Annotated in this window: 19 protein-coding genes; 8 read left to right on the top strand and 11 right to left on the bottom strand. The window is 41.8% G+C overall.

Going from position 1 to position 24,407, the window contains the following annotated elements:
* The 10 genes from GX654_06970 to GX654_06925 all read right to left on the bottom strand — a co-directional run.
* Nucleotides 1-926, bottom strand: a 926-nt coding sequence (locus GX654_06970) for a class I SAM-dependent methyltransferase (protein NLD36595.1), incomplete at its 3' end; no start/stop codon positions are given.
* An 8-nt stretch (nt 927-934) separates the two neighbouring features.
* A complete protein-coding gene (locus GX654_06965; protein ID NLD36594.1) occupies nt 935-1,942 on the bottom strand; it encodes a radical SAM protein in 1,008 nt (335 codons plus the stop codon).
* Between the two features lie 42 nt (nt 1,943-1,984).
* Nucleotides 1,985-2,878 carry an NAD(P)-dependent oxidoreductase gene (locus tag GX654_06960; protein NLD36593.1) on the bottom strand — a complete coding sequence of 298 codons (894 nt, stop codon included), beginning with the start codon at nt 2,876-2,878 and terminating at the stop codon, nt 1,985-1,987.
* Nucleotides 2,878-3,411, bottom strand: a complete 534-nt coding sequence (gene rfbC, locus GX654_06955) for a dTDP-4-dehydrorhamnose 3,5-epimerase (GenBank protein NLD36592.1) — start codon at nt 3,409-3,411, stop codon at nt 2,878-2,880. The genes GX654_06960 and rfbC overlap by 1 nt, the downstream gene beginning before the upstream one ends.
* On the bottom strand, nt 3,411-4,499 hold the full coding sequence (gene rfbG, locus GX654_06950) for a CDP-glucose 4,6-dehydratase (GenBank protein NLD36591.1): 1,089 nt from the start codon (nt 4,497-4,499) through the stop codon (nt 3,411-3,413). The genes rfbC and rfbG overlap by 1 nt, the downstream gene beginning before the upstream one ends.
* A 20-nt stretch (nt 4,500-4,519) precedes the next feature.
* Nucleotides 4,520-5,299, bottom strand: coding sequence for a glucose-1-phosphate cytidylyltransferase (gene rfbF / locus GX654_06945; protein NLD36590.1), 780 nt, complete (start codon nt 5,297-5,299; stop codon nt 4,520-4,522).
* Between the two features lie 60 nt (nt 5,300-5,359).
* Nucleotides 5,360-6,001: an SIS domain-containing protein gene (locus GX654_06940; GenBank protein ID NLD36589.1), complete on the bottom strand. Its 642-nt coding sequence runs from the start codon at nt 5,999-6,001 to the stop codon at nt 5,360-5,362.
* A complete protein-coding gene (locus tag GX654_06935; GenBank protein ID NLD36588.1) occupies nt 5,998-6,342 on the bottom strand; it encodes a MerR family transcriptional regulator in 345 nt (114 codons plus the stop codon). Before GX654_06935 ends, GX654_06940 begins: the two co-directional genes overlap by 4 nt.
* A 657-nt stretch (nt 6,343-6,999) precedes the next feature.
* Complete coding sequence (locus tag GX654_06930; GenBank protein NLD36587.1) at nt 7,000-9,675, bottom strand: response regulator; 2,676 nt, start codon at nt 9,673-9,675, stop codon at nt 7,000-7,002.
* Nucleotide 9,676: 1 nt separating this feature from the next.
* Nucleotides 9,677-10,693, bottom strand: a complete 1,017-nt coding sequence (locus GX654_06925) for a hypothetical protein (GenBank protein NLD36586.1) — start codon at nt 10,691-10,693, stop codon at nt 9,677-9,679.
* Between the two features lie 285 nt (nt 10,694-10,978).
* Between GX654_06925 and lexA the strand changes: the two genes are divergently transcribed.
* The 5 genes from lexA to GX654_06900 all read left to right on the top strand — a co-directional run bounded on the left by lexA (nt 10,979) and on the right by GX654_06900 (nt 16,852).
* Nucleotides 10,979-11,581 (top strand): transcriptional repressor LexA, encoded by a 603-nt coding sequence (lexA, locus tag GX654_06920; GenBank protein ID NLD36585.1) that lies wholly within the window; start codon nt 10,979-10,981, stop codon nt 11,579-11,581.
* A 102-nt stretch (nt 11,582-11,683) separates the two neighbouring features.
* Nucleotides 11,684-12,046: a four helix bundle protein gene (locus GX654_06915; GenBank protein ID NLD36584.1), complete on the top strand. Its 363-nt coding sequence runs from the start codon at nt 11,684-11,686 to the stop codon at nt 12,044-12,046.
* 58 nt (nt 12,047-12,104) lie between these two features.
* Entirely contained in the window at nt 12,105-13,271 is a 1,167-nt protein-coding gene (locus GX654_06910) for a DNA polymerase IV (GenBank protein ID NLD36583.1), read from the top strand.
* Between the two features lie 127 nt (nt 13,272-13,398).
* Nucleotides 13,399-13,770: a GxxExxY protein gene (locus tag GX654_06905; protein ID NLD36582.1), complete on the top strand. Its 372-nt coding sequence runs from the start codon at nt 13,399-13,401 to the stop codon at nt 13,768-13,770.
* Nucleotides 13,771-13,810: 40 nt separating this feature from the next.
* Entirely contained in the window at nt 13,811-16,852 is a 3,042-nt protein-coding gene (locus GX654_06900; GenBank protein NLD36581.1) for a DNA polymerase III subunit alpha, read from the top strand.
* A gap of 95 nt (nt 16,853-16,947) precedes the next feature.
* Here GX654_06900 and GX654_06895 read toward each other — a convergent pair whose 3' ends face one another.
* Complete coding sequence (locus GX654_06895) at nt 16,948-19,395, bottom strand: hypothetical protein (protein NLD36580.1); 2,448 nt, start codon at nt 19,393-19,395, stop codon at nt 16,948-16,950.
* A gap of 786 nt (nt 19,396-20,181) precedes the next feature.
* Here GX654_06895 and larB point away from each other — a divergent pair.
* The 3 genes from larB (at nt 20,182) to GX654_06880 (ending at nt 24,406) form a co-directional block, all read left to right on the top strand.
* The gene (gene larB / locus GX654_06890; GenBank protein ID NLD36579.1) at nt 20,182-20,934 is read left to right on the top strand and encodes a nickel pincer cofactor biosynthesis protein LarB; all 753 of its coding nucleotides are present in this window, start codon (nt 20,182-20,184) and stop codon (nt 20,932-20,934) included.
* Nucleotides 20,935-21,086: 152 nt separating this feature from the next.
* Complete coding sequence (locus GX654_06885) at nt 21,087-22,586, top strand: Rne/Rng family ribonuclease (GenBank protein NLD36578.1); 1,500 nt, start codon at nt 21,087-21,089, stop codon at nt 22,584-22,586.
* 5 nt (nt 22,587-22,591) lie between these two features.
* A complete protein-coding gene (locus GX654_06880) occupies nt 22,592-24,406 on the top strand; it encodes a M48 family metalloprotease (GenBank protein NLD36577.1) in 1,815 nt (604 codons plus the stop codon).
* Nucleotide 24,407: the final 1 nt, after the last annotated feature.

Below are 24,407 nucleotides of genomic sequence, written 5' to 3'. Positions count from 1 at the left end.
TTAATTTTTTCCTTAAGTTTTTCCAAATTTAACGATAAATATTCCTTGAAATTTTCCGCTAAATAGAAACAGTTATCAGTAATTTTCAATTGATTTCTTTTCCCGGTATAACGGAAAATTACATCCAGGCTCGGCATTTTTAGTTCTGGAGTTAATACAAGACTTTCATTTGGATTAATATTAAGTAATTCAAATCCCTCTAATTCTGCTATTAATTTTAAATGTTCCACATCAAAATGTTGAATATGATCTCTAATTAATAACCAGTAAAAATCAAATGGATTGTCATCCCCGTACCTTAATGCATCAGGAACTCCAATATATAATAACCCACCTTCACATAAAACCCTTCCTGCTTCCTGAAAAACTTTACTTGGAGATACAAGATGTTCAATAACCTGATTTACAGTTAACAGATCAAAGGAATTTTCTTTAAAAGGGATTGAATCCGCGCTACCAACCTTTATGTTGTATCTTTTATTTTGCCTAGCATAGTCTAGGAAATCATCTGTTACATCAATACCTGAAAGATTAATAAAGCCTTTATCATTAAGGAAATCCAGAAATCCACCCATTGCGCATCCTACATCAAGAATCTTGGATTCAGGGGAAATAAATGAGGAAATAAATTGGTAGAGCTTGCTATATCTAATATAAGCATCATTCCCCTCACCACCGGGCTTATTACCGGTTTTATAAGAAGCATTGATATTAACAGGTGCATATTCAGTGTTGTAGTATTTGATAAGCCCTTCAATATCATCGGAAGTTAATTTATTGAAAATATGTCCACAGTTATTACATGTGTTAATAGAAATAACCTTATACAAGACTGATCCATCAAAGCCTCCGCAATTTATTTGCATCATGTTTTCAGTTTTTGTTGATTCACATATCGGACAATCTATTATTTTATTGAGTTTCATATTTAAACCTATTCTGATTGGATCTTGATTAATAGCCTCTCTGCATAGTTATCAACGTTATCAGGCAAACCATGTGTCAGTTGTCCACAGTTGTGGCATACCGGGTGCTGCTTTCTATTTTTTGTCAGGAACATCTTTTGATATTCTCTGATATTATTTCCAAACCAAATATCTTTAAGGCTATCTTGATTTGCATTTCCAATAATTAGCCTGCGTGACCAGTCCAGAAAGCAAAGACTGGCTGCTCCATCAGAATTAATTGAAAAAGAATAAAAAACATATGGGCAAACCAAAACTTCCTCAATTTTTTGACCATACAGCCCCTTTTCCATATTGACTTCTATTCCATTCAATTTAAATTCCGGCCAGCAGGACATAACATGTTCTATGGATATTCCATCAGCTATATCGTGAAAAACTTCATAGAAAAAGTTTTTGTCATCTTCTGAAATCAGATCACCATTTATTTTAATAATAACCTCGCATTGTCGTTTGTTTTCATAAAAATGTTTGATGTTACCAACAAATTTATCAAAATTTATTTTGTAATCTGAAAATTCTCTATATTGTTTATTGTTCACACCCTCGATTGATATATTAATTCTATCAAGACCAGCTTCAATAATTTCTAGATTTTTATCTTTGGTAAAAAGTGATGCATTTGTAGTAGTGTCAACTGATTTTATCTTTGAGCTGCTTTTTGCATATTTGATCATATCTGCAAGTCTGGGATTCAGAAGAGGTTCACCATCTTTATACAGTCGCAATACCTTTAAAGGGTCATCAAACTCATTAATATCGTCTACGATTTTTTTAAAGAGATCAAATGACATAGTTTGTAGGGGGCGACCTACTTTTCTCATCAATTCTCTATCCCCTGTCGGACAGAATTTGCACTTAAAATTACAGGCATCTGAAGGGTCAACAAAAATGACGAAGGGTGTTTTTAGAGGAATAACTTCTTCCAGTTTTGTTCTTTTGTCAAGATTGATTCGTGGCTTTATTTCAGCGCTCAATTTATTTTCCTTTATAAAGACTTTTAGTTATGCGTCGATTACCTAACCATTTATTACATCTAATAAACCATTTTTTAGTGAAAAAAATGGATTCCATCCAAGAGATTTCAATTGATTGTTAGCTCCACAAATAAATGGCGGTTCCCATACTCTGTAAGGTAACTCCCCAATACGGATTAAATCTTTTTTATTCATCAGCTCGCCTATACTATCAAGTAATTGCTTGATCGATACAGGAATACCTGTTGATATATTATAAATTCCATCTGCCTGTTTTTCCAATAAAGTGCAAAATGCGGAAGCTACATCTGACACATGTATGTAGTCACGGATCTGTTCTCCCGGACTGGCAGGAAAGGGTTGATTATTATTTAATGCCATGATTGCTGCTGGTACCAGTCGATTGGGATTTTCCGATTGACCATATGGATAAAAAATACGTCCCCATGCAAAGGCTATGTCGGATTTCGCTGCTAACTGACTGCCAGTCAGGTAACATGATAATTTAGTTGAAGCATAGAGGTTTGCAGGTCTGGCAGGTGTATCTTCATTTAAATAACCAAAGCTTGTGTCATATTCAAAACATGTCCCTGCTGCGATAATCTGTTTGCATCCGGCTTCAATAAGTATCTGAAAAAGTGATAGACTTGATGCAAGGGATTGAATGTTCTTTTCAGAATTAAGGTATTTTCCAGGTTCTGCATACCATGCCAGATGGATGCATGCTTCAGGTTGGAAGGTATTGATAGATTTTCTTAGCAGACAGGTATCCTCAAGGGAAGTAGAAAATAATTCAAAAGTATTTTCTAATGGTTTTAATCGCATCATAGGGTTTCCAGGCTTAACAAGGGCAGCCACTTTATGGCCAGTGGATATCAGCCTTTCAATTACGTGAGAACCTATGAACCCTGATGCGCCAGTAACAAAGACTCGCATTATTCTGTCTCCCAGTCAGAGTGATTTAAATCCTTTTTTGAAATAACGCTTACTGGATAAGGCCATTTTATTCCAAATACAGCATCATTCCATCTTAGACCTTGTTCACTTTCCTTTTTATAAAAAGCTGAAACCTGATAAAAAACCTCTGTATTATCTTCGAGTGTTTGATAACCATGCGCAAAACCTTTCGGAACATAGAGCATTTGATGATTTTTTTCTGAGAGTTCTGCTGCAAACCACTGTTTATATGTTAATGAATCAGAACGAAGATCAATTATGACATCCCAGATAGAGCCTGCAGTGCAGCGAACAAGCTTTACTTCAGAATGCGGCGGCAATTGATAATGCATACCGCGCAGTGTACCTTTAAGATTATTGAAAGATATATTGCATTGCACAAGGTTTGAATTTAAGCCATTATTTAAAAACTCCTGCTGGCAGAATACCCTGGCAAAATAACCTCTTTCGTCTTTAATAAGATCAGGTGTTATGATGAAGGCCCCTTTTAGCTTTGTTTCAATAAATTTCATTATTCGGTCCAAGAGATATGTTTAGATTTTGCTTCAGAAGTATACTCGTTTATGTGCTCAGAGGTTAGTATGCTCATAGATTCGTAATAGTTTTTATACCAATGTGTAGTTTTTTCAATAGCTCTGTCGCTTGTCCAGACCGGCTGCCATTTTAATTTGCTTTTTGCCTTGGAACAATCGAGTCTTAGAAGACCAGCCTCATGAGGTTGATCGATTGACTTTGGAATTTCATAATCCAGTATTGGCCAGTCTTTTTTAACATTTCGGACGATTTCTTCTACTGATTTGTTACCATCATCAGATGGTCCAAAATTCCATGCTTCAGCGAACTCTTTTTTCTCCTTAAGAAGGTTTTGGCCGAGTAACAAATACCCGCTTAAAGGTTCAAGCACATGTTGCCAGGGGCGTGTAGCATATGGATTTCGAATTTTAACTTTATCATGACGGTTGATTGCCCTCATTATATCAGGTATAAGCCGATCAGGAGCCCAGTCGCCACCACCTATAACATTTCCGGCCCTGGCGCTTGCAAGAAGTGTCTGATGTGTCTTTCCATAGTTTTCAATACTAAAAAATGATTTTTGCCAGCAACTGGTTAGAATTTCTGCACAGCCTTTTGATGCACTGTAGGGGTCAAATCCTCCCAGCCGATCATTTTCACGATATCCCCAGAGCCATTCATTATTTTCATAGCATTTGTCGCTGGTTACATTGATAATAGCTCTGACACTTTCCACAGCTTTGGATGCTTCAAGTACATTTACTGTACCTATGACATTAGTGCTAAAAGTTTCAATAGGGTCTAAATATGATTTTCTTACAATAGCCTGTGCAGCAAGGTGAAATATGATTTCCGGTTGATGTTCTTTTAATATTTGTTTAAGTTTTTCATAATCTCTAATATCACCAGTAATTGACACAATATCCAGATTGAGCAGTTGAAAATGGTTTGGTTCAGTTGGAGGAATAAGTGAATACCCAATCACATTGGCACCCAATTTTGAGAGCCATAGGGCAAGCCATGATCCCTTAAATCCTGTATGACCTGTAATTAGAACCTTTTTATTTTTATAGATATCTTTAAACATGCGTGTGCTTACTTAAAATCCTAATCCCATATTTTCCATTTGGCCTGGCCTGATGACCAGAGCTGTTCAAGAACAAATTTATCTCTTATGGCATCCATGCACTTCCAGAAACCTTTATGTTTATAAGCTGATAGCTGTTTATCTTCTGTGAGTTTTTCAAGAGGGTAATCCTCCCACATCAATTGATCAGCATTATCAGGCAGGTAATTAAATATTTCTGGTTTCAACACGAAAAAACCGCCGTTAATCCATCCACCATCTCCTGATAATTTTTCATTAAAATATTTCACATGAGAATCAGATTCTATATCGAGTAAACCGAATCGACCTTCTGGCTGGACAGCGGTAACAGTCCCGATCTTTCCATGTTCATGGTGATGAGCTATTAATTGTTTAAGGTCAACATCCGCTACTCCGTCTCCATAGGTGAGTAAAAATTCTTCATTGCCAATGTGGTGTTGAGCACGTTTAAGACGACCGGCAGTCCCTGTATTAACTCCTGTATCTACTATTGTAACTCTGAATTTTTCAGTATTGGATCTGTGTACTTCAAAACTATTTGTACTAAGGTTGATGGTAACATCAGAATTGTAAACATAGTAGTTTAAGAAATATTCCTTAATAACATAACTTTTATAGCCTACACATATAATGAAGTCATTAAATCCCTGCGCCTCAAATATTTTCATGATATGCCATAGTATGGGTTTTTCACCTATTTCGATCATTGGCTTGGGTTTAAGATGAGATTCTTCGGAGATGCGGGTCCCTATGCCTCCTGCAAAAATTACTGTTTTCATTACCTTACTCCTCTCTTTATTATTGCTTTACCATTATCAGGAAATTGGTAGTTAAAACAATTAATTGCCTGTAAATTTACCTTCATATCTGTAGTTATATTGATTGTATCTTTTGTTAATGTCTTCCTGCCACGATACAATTGATATCATATGCTTAATCCACCAATTCATTATTTCCATATGAGAGAGATTTGCATCCATAATAGTTTCAGCAGAAACATAGAAGTTTAATGTACCAAGGGATCGTAAAGTGTTTTTTGAATTTATGGCTGAAAAGGTACATACAGTTGCACCGGTGTTAATTGCTTCTTTTACCGCTAATAAGATGTTTGGTACTTCTCCTGAACTGCATATAGCTACAAGCATATCCCCTGCAACCATTCTTTTTCTCAAGGGTTCAGCGAATATTTCATCATAGCCCGAATCAAAGGCAATTGAAGTGAGAAGAGAGAAATTATAAAATGTTTCTGTATGTATCCCTGTATTCGCTGCAAGATTTGCTGAAGCCTCGTTTGCAATAGATGCACTGCCACCGTTACCAATAAAGTATATGGTTTTTTTTCTTTCCAGAACCCCGAGGGTATAATTCTGTAATTGTTTAAACCCAGTATCGGTCTCGGTTATATGTCCGTTTTTATCCCTGACAGATAATGTAAGAAGGATATCTTTTATTTCGTTTATGTGTGTCTGCCAGTTCGTCATTTTATACCTAAGAATTTTGTTACTTCCATTTTAACCAGGTCAGAGATCCTTTTTGTGAGCATATCTATCTCGCTCTCAGGTGAGTTTGTTGTCCTGTTTCTATTATTAAAATATTCCTTAACCTGTGAGATACTCCTGCCTGCATTTCTCAGCCTTTTTATCTGCTCAAACAGAGGGATATGAGACTCGTTGTATCTTCTCTGGCCACCGTTGCTCCTTAATGGAACAATAATCCCCTCAAGCTCCTTTTCCCAGAACCTGATGGTAGGCTTTGGGATATCGAGTTTTTCACTCAGCTCCTTGATTGTAAACATTTGCCTGTCAAGAGACATTTCATTCATGATTATTCGCAACTCTAGATAGTTTTTTGGGGAGATCAAAGGGCAGGCTCCGCCCCTTTGATTTACATATCCCGGTGATGCCTTAAATATTTGTTTTCCAAATTGATTAACCCTTTATGAAAAGAAGAGGTTTTATTCCCTCATCTCATGAAGAATTAACTTGAGCTTTAACTTTTACTTGAATCCTGCAATATGAGTGCCACAATGTAAATTATACTAAAAAACAAGTGATAACAAAATGTTACATAATATAGTAATATTTATGGGGTGTAAAAAGTCAGGCAATTGACGCTTAAAGTTGAAAAATATGCCGGGTAATTTTTGATGTCAGAAAAATAACCTTGCTGAAAGATGTATGGTTGGTGAACAGTGATTCGAAATAGACTTAGGGAATCTGAAGCTCCAAAAATGCCATTTACCACAGAGGGCACAGAGAAGTTATTTAATATCAGTCTCCGTGATTTCCGTGTACTTGTATGGTTGAAGTGACAGGCTAAAATTTAACCGCAAAGACTCAGCCCCCTTCGCCAAGCCTACGGCGCGCCAGGAAGGGTGCTAAGCAAAAATTGTTAATTAATAACATAATAAAAAACTTTTCTCCGTGTCCTCCGTGGTGAAAAATCTTCACATCAGTATATTATAAAAGAGCTAAGCCCCTTACCTTGCCAGGGCATCTTTGATTGCGAGTCCTATTTTTTCTATATTATAGGGCTTTTTGATATATGCAGAGGCGCCGAGTCGTAATGTCTCTCTTACATGTTCTGTTTCTGAAAACCCGCTTGCTATAACCGCCTTCTGGCCAGGGTGTATTTCAAGTATCTGTTTATATGTTTCAAGGCCATTGATCCCCGGTTCCATGATCATATCAAGGACAACAAGATCAGCAGAGTTGTTTTTCATATATTCTATGGCCTCCTCACCGCCGGAAGCCGCAGTTACCCTGTATCCCAGTTTTTCCAATATCCTGGAGAGGATTATCCTCTGCTCTTCTACATCATCAACAATCAGTATGGATTCACCTTTTGCTCTATATAGATCAATTGGCATGGAGGATTTATTTGCTGCCATATTCTCCCTGCTTGCCGGAAAATAGAGCCTGATAGTTGTTCCCCTGTTTTCTGCACTCCTGATATCAACATACCCTTTGTGGTCTTTAACTGTGCCCCATACAACGGTCATACCTAAACCGGTGCCGCTTCTACCCATCTTCTTTTTTGTATAAAAGGGTTCAAAAATCTTGATGAGATCTGCCTCAGGAATGCCTTCCCCTGTATCAGATACAGTGAGTGTAACATACTCCCCCTCTTTTATATTTTCATAGCCTGAAACAGGCGTGTCCAGGTATTGATTTTCTGTTGTTATCTGAATCCTTCCTCCATGAGGCATGGCCTCTGCGCTGTTGGATACAAGGTTCATGATTATCTTTGAGAGGTGAAAACCTGACCCCAGTATATTTAATAGCCCCTCATCAAGGTTAATATCCACCTCGATATTCGGGTGAAAGGAGAGGATGTTTTCACACTCAGGGCTTTTTAAAAACTCGCTGATTATGGTGTTAAGGTTTAAAACCTCGTTTACAGAAACCCCTCTTCTTGCAAGTGTAAGAAGGTCCTGTACGATTGCGGCTGCCTTTTCACCCGCCTTTTTTATTGTAAGGAGCGGACCTTTAAGGGGGTTTGTGTCAGGCATGTCCAGTGTTAAAAGTTCAGGGTAGCTAACTACACCACCCAGTATATTGTTCAGGTCATGGGCCACTCCTGCTGCCAGTGTGCCTATTACCTCCATCTTCTGGGCGCGCATGAGTTTTGAGTGCAACTCCTTTGATTCAGATATATCTATCACAGTGAGTATCATACCCTTTGAAAGATCTTTTGAATCAAGGGCGCAGGCGCCTAAAATACAGTCAACCACGGCGCCGGTTTTTTTCACCCATTGTGTTTCAATATTGACAGCATCACCTTTATTATCTGTAAAAAGTCCCTTTTCTACGCGCTCATATTCTGCATCACTTACAAAGAGTATAGATATGTTTTTTCCAAGCAGGGATCTTTCTTCATAACCCGACATGGTGAAGAGTGTTTCATTCGCCCATTCAAGTCTTCCATTGTTTATGAGACCGATCCCTATAGGCGAGGCCATAAGGATTGCCTTCATCTTCTGCTCGCTTTCCAGCAGCACCTTTTCTACCTGCTTTCGTTCTGCCACCTCCTTTTCAAGGGCATCCCTTGATACGGTTGTGGTTTTCAGGTCATTCATCATCAGGCTGAAACTTTTTGCAAGTTCACCGATCTCATTATTGGATTGGATATCTATCTCAAGTGATAGTTGGCCTTTGCCAATCTTTTTTGCCGCATCCCTGAGTTCTATAACAGGTTTTGTAAGCCTTCTTGACAGGAATAGACCTGATATTACCGCCAGTATAAGGCTCAGGAGCATGACAGATCCTGAGAGTATAAGGGTCATTACCACAGGCTGATATGCCTCCAGGATCGGCAGCTCAACAATAACAGCCCATTCTGGTGATGAAAGCGGGACATGGCTTGCTATTACAAGCTTATTGTTAATGCCACGTGATATCCTGGGTGATATATCAGATGCAGAGGTCTTTTCTTTTACAAAGATATCCACCTCCCTGAGATGAGAGAGGTTATCTCCCTTTAATACAGGGGCTATATCCCGATATGCGATCAGGTACCCCTGCTTTTCCACCACGTAGGCTACGCCATTTTCACCGATCCTGATCCTTCCCATCAGGTCCCACATGAATTTCAGATTCAAGTCAGCTATCAGTGTGCCAAGAAAATCGCCAAATACATCTGTTACAGGCACTGCCATGATCATCATGGGTTCACTTGTTGTTTCATCGATATATACAGGGCCGATATAGGTCTGATTGTTTTTCGTTTTTTGAAACAGTTCATCCCTGTTAAAATGCTCAGGCTGGGCAGAGGCGATTTTTGTAATACGGGATATCCTTGCTATCTCTTCTCTTTTTGAGTCAAAAAGTATCAACTGGCGAAATGCCGGTTCAAGCCCCATTAATCTTTCAAGGGTTGGTTCCTGGGCCTTTTTGGGGGTAATCGGCATATTTCTGCGTCTTGAGGTGGATTCCAGTTTGGTTAATTTCTCTTGTATAAAAAATTCAACGGCGTTTGCCGCATCCTTAGCTATAAGTTTTTGATTTGTCAGGATGATTTTTTGTTGTGCATGAAAGCTGAAAAACATCTGCAGAGTAGTGGCAATAACAAGGGCCGCCATGGTCAGCACAGAAAACCCTGTGGCCAGTGTTACCGCAAGGCTTCTGAATTTTTCTGATTTTTTGTTTACTGACAATTTACCGGATTATCTCCTTTGCTCTGCTCAATAATCCCTCATTAATCGGTAACCCAAGTTCCTGCATAGCCTTGTAGTTTATACGAAGGTGGCTCTCAGGTGATGCAACAGGTATTGTTCCAGCAGGTGTGCCTTTGAATATCTTATCTATCATTGTGGCAGCAAGCATGCCTGTTTCAAAAAAATCAGGGTGAAAGGTATAAATGGCCCCCTGATCTACAGTAAACGGGGCGCCGCCCCCAAGGGGTATCCTGTGTTTATTGGTAAAATCTACTATAGCCTGAAAACCGTCAGGCGCATGGTTGATAAACTCGGGCATAATAAGTATGGCATTTATGCCTATATCCGCCTGGGCGCTCCGTTTATTTAGGGTATCTTTAAGCCCTTCTACACTTGTTATGTGGTCCTCAAGCAGTGTTATTCCAAATGATGGCGCTGCCTCACGCAGGGCCTCTGCAACCTTTTGTGTTGTAGGATAATTGGGATCATAGAGTATCAGTATACGTTTTGCATTGGGAACAAACTTTGGAAAAAAACTGAGGCGCATCACATCATTATCGGCCCCTGGAAACCGGACACCTGTGATATTGCCGCCAGGCTGACGTATGCTTTCTATAAGGCCTGTTCCTTCTATATTAGCGTTGGCAAAAACAACCGGGATATCTGTGTCCCTGGTCGCCTCTTTTGCTGCAATGCTTGCCTCTGTGGGAAAGGTAAAAATCAGGTCTACATTATCCTTAACAAAATCCCTGGCAACCTGCTTCTCCTGTTCAGGGTCCATATTGGCGATCTTGACATCATAGAGGATATTTTTCCCCTCTACATAGCCCAGCTCAGCCATTTTTGACTTGAAACCGTCCGCAATTATTGTAAAGGCCTCTACCTCAGATAGAATGCCCACCTTATATACCTTGTCGCCCCTGTCTCCACAACCTGCAAGTGATATGCAGGCTGCAAAAAGGATTATTGAGAGAGTTGTTTTCCATATCGAATTTCTTTGTATGCGTAGACTCATCATGCCACCATTTGTAAAGGTTTTTGTTTAGCTAAACACTCCTTAACCCGGCTTTTTCATTGTTGTCAGGCTAATGCATAATATCATAATTATCAAATTTTATGCCAGTTTAACTCAAATAATAAATTTTTAAATCTACTTCAATTATATCGGCTTAAGGGGGCCATTTCATTATGCCTTATTTTTATCGCTTGACTTACAGTTTTAATTACAGTAATATTTTGTAAGCTGTAAGTTTAACTGAAAGAGCTGTTGCTTTGCATATAAACAAACAAAAGGGGGCAGGGGATGAAACTCACAGATAAACAGAAGGATGTGCTTACCTATATATCCGGCTATATTGGTGAATGGGGGCAGTCCCCCAGTTTTGATGAGATATGCACCCGTTTCGGGTTCAGCTCCTACAACACTGTAACCACCTACCTTAAACTGCTTGAAAAAAAGGGGTATATACGCCTGCCTGAAAAAAACATGAAGCGTTCCATAGAGGTAATAAGCCCTGTTGAGACAAAACGGCTTGAACTCCCGCTATTAGGCAAGGTTGCAGGCGGAAAACCCATTGAGGCCATTGAAAACTATGATGTTATTGAGGTGCCTCCCTCCATGCTTGGCGGGGGGGATCACTTTGTCCTGGAGGTTCAGGGCTTTTCCATGCAGGAAGAGGGGATAATGGATGGTGATTTTGTTATAGTCAAAAAACAGTCATGGGCAGAGATAGGCGAAACAGTGGTTGCCCTCATAGGTAACGAGGCAACAGTAAAAAAGTATTACAAAACAGGCAAACATGTGGAACTGAGGCCTGCCCATGAGGGTATGGAATCCATATTTGTGGAGAAAGGAGACCTGCGCATAGAGGGTAAGGTTGTTGGGGTGTTGAGGTACTATAAATAAAGACACGGTGTACGGTGTGAGGTTTACGGTTTGAGGTTTATGGTTTGAGGTTTATGGTATTAGGTATACGGTGTACGGTTTGAGGTATAAGGAGGGATTGTTATGGGAGATTTTCAGAAGCTTAAAGTCTGGCAACGCGCTAAGGGTCTGGCTGTTTCCATTTATAAAATAATCAATCAGGGTCCTTTAAAAAGGGATTATTGCTTAAAAGATCAGATTTGGAGAGCAGCAATTTCCATACCGAGTAATATAGCTGAGGGAGATGAGCTGAATACGAATAAACAATCTGTAAATTTCTTCTATATTGCTAAAGGTTCTGCTGCAGAACTTCTCAATCAGGCAATTATAGCACATGAAATAGGCTATATTCCCAGACAGCAATTTGAATTATTAAGCGAAGAATGTAATGCCATCGGGAGCATGCTGTCAAAGCTGATTATGGCCAGATCAAAAATCTTACCGTAAACCTTATACCTTAAACCGTACACCATTTTGATACCTGTATCATGTATGAGTTATTTGCATGGTTCGTAATGTTTTACATGTCCATATTCCCTCCTTCCCCATAACCCTGGAGAGGCTTAATCATCCGGAGTTGAGGGAGAGACCTGTTGTTGTTGCGCCGCAACAGTCAGACCGGGCCCTGATCCTTGCTACATCATCAGAGGCCAGGGGTGAAGGGATATTCACGGGTATGGCCATTGGAAAGGCATTAAGGTTCTGCCCTGAACTGATTGTGCTCCCACCGAACCCGGCCCTGGTGGAAAGGGGTTCAATGCTTCTTTCAAGGGCTGTTTCCGAGTATACGCCTGTGTGGGAGCCCTCAAAACCGGGGCATATCTTTCTTGATATTACAGGCACAAATCGGCTGTGGGGCAGGGCAAAGGATGCTGCCATGCGCATAAGCCGCGACATAAATGCCCGCCTCTCACTTTCCGGTGGGGTTGGTGTTGCAGGGAACAAGATGGTCTCAAGCATTGCATCAAGGCTTTTACCAAAAGGCGGCATCATGGATATTGATCAGGGAAAAGAATCATCCTTTATGGCCCCCCTTGGTGTAGATTATCTCCCCGGCATAGGCCATGTGAAAAGCCGTATGCTCCTTGAAGAGCTTAATATCACCATTGTGAAGGAGATAGCCGAGATGGAGGCCTGTAACCTGAAGTTGATCTTCAAGAATCAGGCATGGGTTATACACGAGAGGGCAACAGGCATTGATCCCACCCCTGTGCTTCCACCCTCAGCAGAACCTGAAATAAGCGAGGATGTCACCCTTGAAAGGGATATCAATGATGATGAATCTCTTCTGGCCGAGCTCTACAGGCTTGTAGAGAGATGCAGCCAAAGGCTCAGAAAAAGGGGGCTAAGGCCGGGCAGGGCAGGGCTTATGGTCAGGTACTCGGATCAACTGGAGAGTGTAAGAAAGGCCACCCTTACCTCACAGGGTTTCTGGGAGAGCGAACTTTACCCGGTTATTGAAGGTCTCTTTTTCAGGGCCTGTGACAGGAGATGCGCTGTAAGATTCATGAGGGTCAGGTTTACAGACCTCAAAAAAACAGCAGGGCAGCTTCCGCTCTTTTCACGGCCTGATCAGGGGGTCTTAAAAAGGAACAGCATATCTGTTGCGATGGACAGAATAAGGGGTAAGTATGGGGACGCACTGGTTAATTATGGGAAAACTATAGTCTAACCACAGAGACACAGAGGGCACAGAGGATGTGATTGTTTTAATCAAACAGAGTAACATCTGTTGGGTTAAATGAATGCTTCCTTAGAAAACAGAAACAATTCGATATATTATGATAAGGAGCGATAGAATGGAGATAAATAATCTTACAGGTCAGATAATTGGTGCGGCAATTGAAGTACATAAAGAGTTGGGCCCAGGCCTTCTGGAATCTACCTATGAGGAATGCATTTGTCATGAATTCAAATTGCACCATATTCATTATGAAAGACAGCAATCTCTTCCAATCAAATATAAAGGTATAACACTGGATTGTGGATACAGAATAGATATTCTGGTGGAAAACATTGTCATTCTTGAGTTGAAGTCTGTTGATGGTTTGTTACCTATACATGAGGCACAATTATTGACTTATTTAAAATTGAGAGGCCTTAAGATTGGCCTTTTAATAAATTTTAATGTACCTGTTTTAAAGCAGGGAATAAAAAGATTAATACTTTAAAACAAAAACTCTGTGATCTCTGTGTCTCTGTGGTGATATCATGGCTTTTATCCACCTTCACGTCCACTCCTCCTTTTCCAGGTGCCGCGGCATTGGCGCAATCGAAGCGCTCTGCCATGCTGCACTTGATACAGGTATGAATACCTTTGCCCTTACTGATACAAACGGCCTGTACGGGCTTATATTTTTTCTTGAAACAGCCCGTGAGATGGGTATCAGGCCCATTGTTGGGAGCGAGATCACAACAGATAACAGCAGGGCGGTCATCCTGGTAAAAAGCAGGGAAGGGTACTCAAACCTGTGCCGTATCATATCTGCCAGGCAGTGTCACAAGGGTTTTGAACTGGCTGACGCGCTCAGGGAATACAGAAACGGGCTTATAATATTCTCGGATGATTTCAGGCTGCTTAAGGCCCTCAGGCGTGATTCGGATACAGACCTCTATGTTGAGATGTCACCGGGGTACAGCATGCATAAGTGCCTTGCCTTTGCAAGGGAGTACAGTCTCCCGCCTATTGCCACAAACAGGGTGTATCTTATTAATAAAGAGCAGTACCAGCTCCACAGGGTATTAAGGGCAATAGCACTTAACACAAAGCTCTCCCGTCTTAAAAAAAATGATTGCTGCCTTGAACACAATTTTTTCTGTTCAGCACAATCAATGGTTGACCACTTCCCCCATGCCCCTGATGCAATCGCAAATACGGTCAGGGTGGCTAATGAGTGCATGAGGGAGTGGGATATATTCAGCCTCACCTTTCCTTCCTTTGAGAGGATGGGCGATAAACAGGCATTTGACACGCTTTACAATGCAACAATAGCGGGGTGCAAAAGGCGTTATGGCGAGATTACAGAAAGGGTACAGGCGCGCATTGACCATGAGATGCGGATCATATCTGAAAAGAATTTCAGCCACTATTTTCTTGTTGTGGCTGACCTCGCAAAAAAATCGCCCCGTTCATGCGGCAGGGGGAGCGCTGCTGCATCCATTGTCTCATATGCCTTAGGTATAACCCATGTTGACCCCATAAGGCATAACCTTTTTTTTGAACGTTTTCTGAACCCCGGCAGGGTTGACCCGCCTGATATAGATATAGACTTTGCATGGGATGAGCGCGAGCAGGTGCTGGACTACCTTTTTTCACATCATGGGAATAAAAAGGCCGCTATGGTGGCAAATCATAATACCTTTGGGGCACGCTCTGCAATAAGGGAGGTTGCCAAGGTGTTCGGGCTTACTGAGCAGGAGATCGGCACTGTAACAGAGAGGATCGGCTTTGCATGGCGTCTTAAGGATGTATGGCAGGGGTTAATGGATCATCCAAAGATGAGGGGCGTAGAGTTTACCACCCCGTGGAATCAAATAATTGAAACCGCAGTCCAGCTTGAAAATCATCTGAATCACCTCTCTGTCCACTGTGGCGGTGTGGTGATTGTGCCTGATGAAATTAGGCGTTACTGCCCTGTCGAGATATCTGCAAACGGGGTTCAGGTGCTCCAGTGGGAAAAGGACTCTGTGGAGGAGGCAGGGCTTGTTAAAATAGACATCCTGGGCAACAGAAGCCTCGCAGTTATACGGGATGCAATTGCCCTTGTAGAAAAAAATTACAGTATCAAAATAGACTATGAAGACTGGAACCCAATAGATGACCCTGAAACAGTGAAGATATTTTACAAAGGTGACACATTCGGTGTCTTCTATTTTGAGAGCCCTGCCACAAGGCAGGTACTCACAAAGGTGGCGAGCGGAATTCCATTCAGCAATTACATAAACATGGATCATTTTCTCCTGAATGTCGTTGTTACATCCATTATAAGGCCGGCATCCAACCAGTGTATACGAACATGGGTTTCAAGGCTTCATGGTGAGCCGTGGGAGCATGTTCATAAGCTTTTAGCGCCTGTACTGGATGAGACACTTGGTATTATGGTCTTTCAGGAGCAGTTGAGCCAGGCCGCCATATACATGGCAGGTTTTGATGCCGCTGAGGCAGACATGCTGAGGAAGGTGGTAAGTAAAAAAAACCGCGAGAAAAAACTAAGGGATTTTCACGAGAGGTTTATAAAAGGGGCATCTGAAAAGGGGGTGACAGGGGATATAATTGATCAGGTGTGGGATATGATAATGGGGTTTGACGGGTACAGCTTCTGTAAACCCCACTCGGCAAGCTATACCATGGTGGCATACAAATCAGCATGGCTCAGGGCGCACTATCCTGCCGAGTTCATGGCCGCTGTTATATCAAACGGCGGGGGGTACTACTCCACATACGGGTATATCTCCGAGGCAAGGCGCATGGGGATTACAATCCTCCCGCCGGATATCAACCTGAGTGAGATTAAATATACTGGTAAGGATAGACACATAAGAATAGGGTTCATGCAGATAAGTGAACTCACAAGAGATGCAAAGGATTCAATCATCCATGAGCGTAATAAAAATGGCCTGTTTACATCGTTTCATGATTTTTTGCGGCGCATGTCAGGCCATATTCACCTTCAGGATGTGAAAGCGCTCATAAAGGCCGGGGCCATTGATGCTATTGGTAATGGCATCAATAGGCCGGGGCTTGTGTGGCAGGCACTTGAGTTTTTTGATAAGCAGGAAGACAAGGCTATTCCAACCCTGTTTGATTATGGTAAAAAGAATGTGCCTGCCCGAAAAGAGGTCCTGAAGAGAGAGGATTATTCAGGGCAGGTAATGCTTAAAAATGAATCAGATGCCCTGGGATTTATCATTTCCATGCACCCTCTTGAACTCTATAATGATCTTCTTAAAGATATCCATTATATACAGGCAAAGGATCTACCTGGGCTTGTGGGCAGATATGTAACCATGACAGGCTGGCTTGTAACAGGCAAAACTGTTATGACAAAGGAGGGTGACCAGATGAAATTTGTTTCATTTGAGGATACAACCGGCATATATGAAGCCGTGTTTTTCCCAAAGGTGTATAACACCTACTGCCATATGCTAAATGCAGCAAGGCCATACATCCTTAAAGGTAAGGTGGATATGGATTTTAGTTCCATAAATGTGAATGTCCAGTGGGTCGGGTTTCTGGACAGGTATAAAAGGTGAGCTTATAGTTTTATCTGAAATTACACTCATCCTCTTGTTCCCACGAACATCATGGGAACAAGGGAAAATATCAACTCCAGTCGTGTGATAACTCACTACAAATAATTTTCAGTACGTGAAATAAGATCATTCTGGCAGTCGAGAGAAAGCTCCACAAAATAGGCGGAAAAGCCCGCAATACGCACGACAAGATCGCGGTAGGTCTCCGGGTCCGCCTGCGCTGCGCGCATGGTGTCGGAGGATACTATGTTATACTGTATTTCCATTCCGCCTGAATTCAGATATGTCTTTGTCATGTCACGCACCTTTGCGATCCCATCTTCCCGGTCGAGCACCGATGGATGGATTCGTACATTCAGCGCCATACCGTCCATAAATTTGCCATGGTCATAAGATAGAGCGGATTGAAGCACGGCTGTTGGTCCGAGCCTGTCCCTCCCCTGAACTGGAGAAGCGGCGTCCGCGATCGGCATGCCGGCTTTTCGACCGTCCGGTGTCGCCCAGGTATGGTAACCCTGAGCAACATGGTTAGCAGCGCTGTACATGCCGGCCTTATAGGTTTTCGACCTGGTGCTGTAGCAATCTTTGCAGACATTGTAATAGGTATCTGTTACCCACTTCATTTCCATATCAGCATAAGGATTGGCATTGCCGAAGTGCGGCGCCTCGTTTATGATGATCTGGCGAAGAGACTCGTATCCCTCCCAGTTGGCCATAACCGCATCGTAGAGCTCGCGTGTTGTGCATTTTTTATTGTCAAAACACATGTATTTAATTGCAGTGATTGAGTCCGCGATGGTGGCCAGGCCCACGGCAGTTCCGCCGTATGAGTTGTATCTGGCTCCTCCGCATGAGATATCTTTTCCGCTTTCCATACAGCCATCTACTGATATGGAAACTATAGGGAAGATCATATTATTCATAAAGATATATTCAAGATAATTGTCAATGGACACCTGCGCCCTGACTATATAACGGGCAACAGCGGTAAAAGCCTCCTTTACCTCTTCGATTGACTTCATATCGTACAGGTATCCTGTGTGGATGGGGCACCGTTCGCCGTTATAGGGGTTAATACCGTCGTTGATTGCCATGTTAAACATAGAACTGTAATGCAGATATCCGCTGGGAGGTGATATCCCGCTTCCTGCTGCATAGTCATTACCTGAGCCTGTAATTTCCTGGCAGCCGATAAGTGCGTAATCCCTAGCGTCACGCAGGCTGAATCCAAGCTCCTTCATAATACCGGGGACAATGACATCATCGTTCTGGTACAGGGGCAGACCTCCCACCAGTTTGTTTACAGTAATGGCGCACTCCCACAGCTTATCGGGCGTGTTTTTGTGTACACGAAGAGAGACTGTCGGATCATGCAGACTGAGCCTGCCCAATGTCTCTAGCGTCATGTAGGTGACCGGGTTGCTGGCGTCCTCCCCTGTATCAGGGTCTACGCCTCCTATGGTGGTATGAAGGTAGGTATTACCGATCCCGATTATTGGAACAAGCGGGCCAATACCGCCATTATAAAAGCTGTTTACCTTCATGAAAAAGCAGTCGACAATCTCCTGTGCCTGATCCATGGTGATACTGCCTTCTTCAACGTCCTTTTTTAAAAAGGGCCAGGTATACTGATCAAAGCGACCGAAAGAGCCGATATCATTTACACCTGCCATTGATATCATCATTTCATAAAGCAGCGCCGCCTGACATGCCTGCCAGAAGGTACGAACAGGGTTCTCGGAAATCCACATCAGGTTTTCACCCATTTGGGTAAGCTCCGCCTTACGCTTTATGTCACTGCATTCTTTAACCTTATCAAAGCATGTCTGCCCGTATCGTTTGAGCAGGGTTGTTGCTCCCATGCAGGATATCTCCACGGAAGAGTAGAAAATATATCTCTCTACATCATCACCCATAAGGTTGTTCCTGTGCGCATCCATCCACTCTCTTGCCTGTTTAGAGATGGCAGCATAACCTGTATTCAGTATTTTAGAATATCCGGGCGTCATGTGACCCGGAGGCATCAGAATAAGCGGTGCTTCCTTTCCAAAGTCGCGAACTGCAAGATTAGCCAGTTCATCATAACCCTCAGGCTGCCATGCGTCTGCCTGACTCGTAAAGGTGCGCCTCTTCCAGTACTCACGAACTGAATTCAGCTCGTCATAGTCTTTCTGGCTCATGATCATTCGAAGCTCATCAGTGGCGGAATTGTGATAATAGCCGTCATCGCCCATTTTCCATTCGCCCTTATCAACAGGGTTCAGGTATGTCTCTCCTCCGCCCCAGATGGGATTGATTATAGTACCGCAAAAATATTTGCTGTTGTTTGCCACCAGGATTTCAAAATCTTCGACCCTCAGGGTCATCTTTTCACACATCTCGCGGAAGATCATCGGGTACCTGAGAAGAGGTATAACCTTCTCATATTTTTTATGTGCTTCTGTAACGATGAGTGATCGTTCCGGGTCTACATGATATATACGCTCACGAATCGCTTCATACATTGTGCGCATTCGATCTGTTACCGGTCTGAACTGATACAAAATGAGCCTCCTTCCTGATAGCTTTCTAATGACTCTGTGTCATAAAGGACACTATGGAAAGCTGATATTTATATTATAAATATCATACATTTTTGAATCTTAAATAAATTTTGACTCTAAAATAAAACCATTGTCAAGGCAAAAAATTTGGTATCGTTTATAAAGAATAAAAAAGGGACAAGGAAAAGATTAACCGCCCCGGTGAAACAACAACAAAAAATGTTTAACAGGGTAAACAAAGACGCGAAGACCGCAAAGTTATATTTAGAAAAAAATATTATGTCGTCATGCCCGCGAAGGCTGGCATCCATTGGCTTTAGCCTTCCTCTTGTTCTTATGGTCACCGTGGGAACATCCTTTTCTGACGCTCCGCGTCCTTCTACCACTATGTACAAACAACAAACAGACTTCGCTTGCTTGTTCATTACATCACGATTGAATAACAAAATTACTTTAAATCAAAGAGAGTAAGTCCACTCGTCGTTATCCCCTGTATCCTCCATGATCCGCTTTCGTTTATTGATGCATGTAATACGGTTGCAGCCTGGTTCAAGATCATGACGCCCTTTTTTTTGGCAAGTTCAAATGAGGCATCCAGAGGGATGAATAAAAAGATTGTAATTTATTGTAAAATTTACTAATTTCCACTGAAAGCATGAATTATTTGATAAGCCTGTATCAAAATGGCTGTTCATATGATATACAGTGTGACCGGACCGCAGGAAGTTATATAATCAAAACAGTGCTTCTGATTAAAATAATAGATATTCCGGGAAGGGGATACCTTTGAACAAAAAAAAACTTGAAGAACTTCTGACCGATCTCAGGGATAATAATCTTACGGTTGAAGAGGTGATGGAGAGCCTTAAAACCCTGCCATTTGAGGATATTGGCATTGCAAATATAGACCATCACAGGGAACTCAGAAAGGGCACACCTGAGGTGATATTCGGTCAGGGAAAAAGGGTCGAAGATATCATATCTATAATGAAAAGAATGTACGAAAAGGATGAGCGCATCCTTGTTACAAGGCTTTCTGATGAGAAGGCGGAAAAGATTTTGAAGGAGTTCCCGGAGAGCAAATATCATGAAAGGTGCAAGGCCCTTACTTTGACAAAAAAGCCTGTTGAAATCACAGGACGTGGCACCATTCTTGTGATATGTGCAGGCACATCTGATATACCAGTTGCTGAAGAGGCGGCTGTTACAGCAGGGTTTATGGGAAACAGGGTTGAGATTGTAAATGATATTGGCGTTGCAGGCCTTCATCGAATACTTGCGAGAAAAGAGACACTTTTCAGCGCAGAGGTGCTTATTGTTGTAGCAGGTATGGAGGGGGCGCTTCCGAGCGTGATAGGAGGCCTTGTTGATAAACCTGTAATTGCTGTGCCCACAAGCGTTGGATATGGCGCAAGTTTTGGCGGTATAGCTGCCCTTTTAGGTATGCTGAATTCATGCGCATCAGGTGTTACAGTGGTGAATATTGATAATGGCTTCGGTGCAGGGTATGCGGCAAGCGTGATTAACAGGAAACATTAAAAGGTACCTGATGAAATCCTGGCTGACGAATATTGACTTTTAGGTTTAAACCAGATAGCAGTGTTTAAAATTAACTCAAATGATGGTATCTAACAAAGAAAATTACAGCAATCTAATTGCTGTTTATTAAAATATACAGGAAGAGAAAATTTATGAAAAAAGAAATTATGTTGATCAATGCGGTTGAGTCAGAAGAGCTCCGTATCGCCTTTGTTTCTGATGGTATGCTTGAAGGGTTTCATATTGATACCATAAGCGGCGAGCAGATGGAGGGTAATGTCTACAAAGGGGTGGTTGAACGTATAGAGCCCAGCCTCCAGGCCTGCTTTGTCAATTTCGGGGCTGATAAGAATGGCTTTCTGCCCATAGACTCAATCCACCCGGAATATTACAACGAGGCAGTTGAAACAAGCAGGGATCGCCCTTACCCCCCAATTGAAAAGGTTATAGACAAGGGGCAGGAACTTCTTGTTGAGGTGTTAAAGGAGATGCCGGGTAAAAAGGGCGCTCATCTCACCACATATATCTCCCTTGCAGGCAGGTATGTTGTTCTTACCCCTGGCCGTACAATAAACGGCGTATCCAAGAAGATAGAGAGCGAAGAAGAGAGAAACCGCCTCAAGGAAATAATGAATAATATGAAATATCCTGAAGGTGTGGGCTATATCATCAGGACAGTCGCTGAAGGTCAGAGCAAAAAAGACCTCTCAAAAGATCTTAACAGGTTGTTGAGGCTCTGGAAAAATATCAAGAAGGATGTAGCAAAGCTCCCTCCATATACCCTTGTACACAAGGAGGATGACCTCTGTCTCAGGACCCTCAGGGATTATTATAACAGTGAGGTTTCAGAGGTCATAGTGGATGACAAGGAGACCTATTCCAAGATAAAGGAATACATGAGGATTTTTTCCCCAAGGGATTCCAGCAAGGTTAAACTCTACAAGGAAAACCGACCCATTTTTGACAACTACGGTGTTGAAGAGCAGATTGAAAGCATTTATCTGAACAACGTAAAGCTCAAATCAGGGGGGTCAATTGTCTTTGGCCCAACCGAGGCGTTAATTGCCATAGATGTAAATTCAGGCAGGGCAAAAAGCAGCAAGGATGTAGAAAGCATGGCCTTCAGCACCAATCTTGAGGCGGCAGTGGAGGCAGCCAGGCAGTTAAGGTTACGTGACCTCGGCGGTCTGGTGGTTATAGATTTTATTGACATGCGCGATAGAAAACACATGAGGGCGATTGAAAAAACCCTGCGTGAAGAGCTAAAAAAAGACAGGGCAAAGACCGATGTGGCCCCTATCTCAAAGTTCGGTTTACTTGAGCTATCGCGCCAGAGGTTAAGGCCTTCCATTGAATCAAAGACCTATATCACATGTGGTCACTGCCAGGGGAGGGGTATGGTAATAGGCCCTGGGGCTGCTGCACTTTCATTTATGCGCAGGATACAAAAAGGGGTGCTTAAAGGTGGTATATCAAGTGTTGTTGCTGCCCTTCCAGTTGAAGTGGCAGACTATATCCTTAATAAGAAGAGACATGAACTGGTGGAGCTTGAAGACAGACATAATGTATCTATCCAGATAAAGGGTGACATAACCTTACCGCCGGGCGGTGGTAACCTGGAATTCAAGTCTGATGATAATGGAAATAAATAGAGGGTATGTTCAATAATATAATCTATTTTATTATTGTTCTCCTTTTATTTAATATAAGCCTTTATGACAGGGATATTTCCGGCTCCCTGTTATACAGTATAACCATGATAGCCCTTTTCTGGGCCATCTATGCCTTTATGTGCAGGATGGGGTTCAGACGTCTCATCAAGGCATATGAGAGGGGTGCTTCATCAGGTTATGCGGCCATCTACCAGAGGCTTATTTTCAAACTCTCTTTATCAGCTATTATTCTCTTCAGCATTGACCTCTTTTCATTTAACCTGAAAGGGCTGATAGAGGCAATACCGGTTGCAGGCAGCATATATGTTTTCCAGGGGCTTTCTGCCTTAATTATCTTTATCATCTATTTAAGCACCATGTGGCATTTTGCCCATCCTGCCTACAACATGATTTTTGGAACAGATATTGGCAAGAGGCGTTTTATATCAGGAAATATCAGGTTTAATATACCTGTTTTATTCCCGTGGTTAATGCTCTCTATTGTTACTGATCTTATTAACTACAGTCCCTGGCAGGGGCTTAAAATATTTCTTGACAGGCCCGCAGGTCAGATCATCTTTCTTCTGGTATTTCTACTCATTATCATGATTTTTATACCTGTTGTGATAAAGTCTTTCTGGGGCTGTAAACCTTTGCCTGATTCTTCAAAGGCAGAGGGCATAAGAAATTTTCTTAGGCAACTGGGATTAAGATACAGAGATATCGTAAACTGGCCGCTCCTTGAAGGAAAGATGATGACCGCAGGGATAATGGGGATCATACCTGGATACAGGTATATCATGATCACCGATTCTCTTATGGATATACTTTCACCATCTGAACTGAATGCGGTAATGGCCCATGAGGCAGGGCATGCAAAATATAAACACCAGGTAAAGCTCTCATTACTATTTATCGGTTTTTTCATACTTGTTATGGGGCTTATTGATTCAGACTATTATCTCATTTTCACTGGATACCTGGTTTCAAAATTTTCATCACACAGCATGACAGAAAGTCTGCATATACTTGTTTTTTCCCTCCCTGTAGTCCTGGGACTGATCATATATTTCAGGTTTATTATGGGATTTTTCATGCGCCACTTTGAAAGGGAGGCTGATGTCTATGCAGCAGTCACACTTAATGACCCTGAACCTATAATAAGCTCATTTGAAAAGATAGCCCTTTTAAGCGGGAAGATAAGGGATCTGCCAAGCTGGCACCACTTCAGTATCAGACAAAGGGTGGAATTTCTATTAAAAAGCAAAGAAAACCCTGATCTGATAAAAAGACACAAAAGGCTTATGGTATCTGCTTTTATAGCATATCTTACTGGAGTGTTGTTATTATCATCTATCTTTTTCATACCCACTGTTAAAAATCAAATAACATACAGCCTTATAAGTTTTATTATTAAAAAGGAGTCAAAACAAAACCTGAATGATGTTGAGCTTATGATGAACATTGCCATGGTTTATAATGATATGAAAAAGGTTGATAAGGCAAAAGAGATATATGAAAAGGTAATTGTCATTGACAGAAAACAGGCTATGGCCCTTAACAATCTTGCGTGGCTTCTTATTTCAGCACAAAACCCTGATCCTGATGATATCAAAAGGGGCTATGAACTGGCAAAGGACGCTGTAAGGCTTGAAAGGTCACCGGAATCCTTAGATACACTTGCAGAGGCCTGCTTTCTAATGGGCAAAAGAGAGGAGGCTATCCGGTTAATAGAAGAGGCAATAATGCTTGATAGAAGCAATCCACACTATAGAAAACAGTATGAAAGATTTACAGATAAGGGTATTACTGATCTGTGAT

Origin of the sequence: Desulfatiglans sp., assembly GCA_012513605.1 — a bacterium.
Lineage (GTDB): Bacteria > Desulfobacterota > DSM-4660 > Desulfatiglandales > HGW-15 > JAAZBV01.
Note: the sequence above shows the minus strand (reverse complement) of the source record. Positions and strands in the feature narration are given on the sequence as shown.

What these genes read in the sequence shown, in the direction of transcription:
- GX654_06960 (NLD36593.1), bottom strand. Translation starts at nt 2,878, where the DNA reads ATGCGAGTCTTTGTTACTGGCGCATCAGGGTTCATAGGTTCTCACGTA.
- rfbC (NLD36592.1), bottom strand. Translation starts at nt 3,411, where the DNA reads ATGAAATTTATTGAAACAAAGCTAAAAGGGGCCTTCATCATAACACCT.
- rfbG (NLD36591.1), bottom strand. Translation starts at nt 4,499, where the DNA reads ATGTTTAAAGATATCTATAAAAATAAAAAGGTTCTAATTACAGGTCAT.
- rfbF (NLD36590.1), bottom strand. Translation starts at nt 5,299, where the DNA reads ATGAAAACAGTAATTTTTGCAGGAGGCATAGGGACCCGCATCTCCGAA.
- GX654_06940 (NLD36589.1), bottom strand. Translation starts at nt 6,001, where the DNA reads ATGACGAACTGGCAGACACACATAAACGAAATAAAAGATATCCTTCTT.
- GX654_06935 (NLD36588.1), bottom strand. Translation starts at nt 6,342, where the DNA reads ATGAATGAAATGTCTCTTGACAGGCAAATGTTTACAATCAAGGAGCTG.
- GX654_06925 (NLD36586.1), bottom strand. Translation starts at nt 10,693, where the DNA reads ATGATGAGTCTACGCATACAAAGAAATTCGATATGGAAAACAACTCTC.
- lexA (NLD36585.1), top strand. Translation starts at nt 10,979, where the DNA reads ATGAAACTCACAGATAAACAGAAGGATGTGCTTACCTATATATCCGGC.
- GX654_06915 (NLD36584.1), top strand. Translation starts at nt 11,684, where the DNA reads ATGGGAGATTTTCAGAAGCTTAAAGTCTGGCAACGCGCTAAGGGTCTG.
- GX654_06910 (NLD36583.1), top strand. Translation starts at nt 12,105, where the DNA reads ATGGTTCGTAATGTTTTACATGTCCATATTCCCTCCTTCCCCATAACC.
- GX654_06905 (NLD36582.1), top strand. Translation starts at nt 13,399, where the DNA reads ATGGAGATAAATAATCTTACAGGTCAGATAATTGGTGCGGCAATTGAA.
- GX654_06900 (NLD36581.1), top strand. Translation starts at nt 13,811, where the DNA reads ATGGCTTTTATCCACCTTCACGTCCACTCCTCCTTTTCCAGGTGCCGC.
- GX654_06885 (NLD36578.1), top strand. Translation starts at nt 21,087, where the DNA reads ATGAAAAAAGAAATTATGTTGATCAATGCGGTTGAGTCAGAAGAGCTC.
- GX654_06880 (NLD36577.1), top strand. Translation starts at nt 22,592, where the DNA reads ATGTTCAATAATATAATCTATTTTATTATTGTTCTCCTTTTATTTAAT.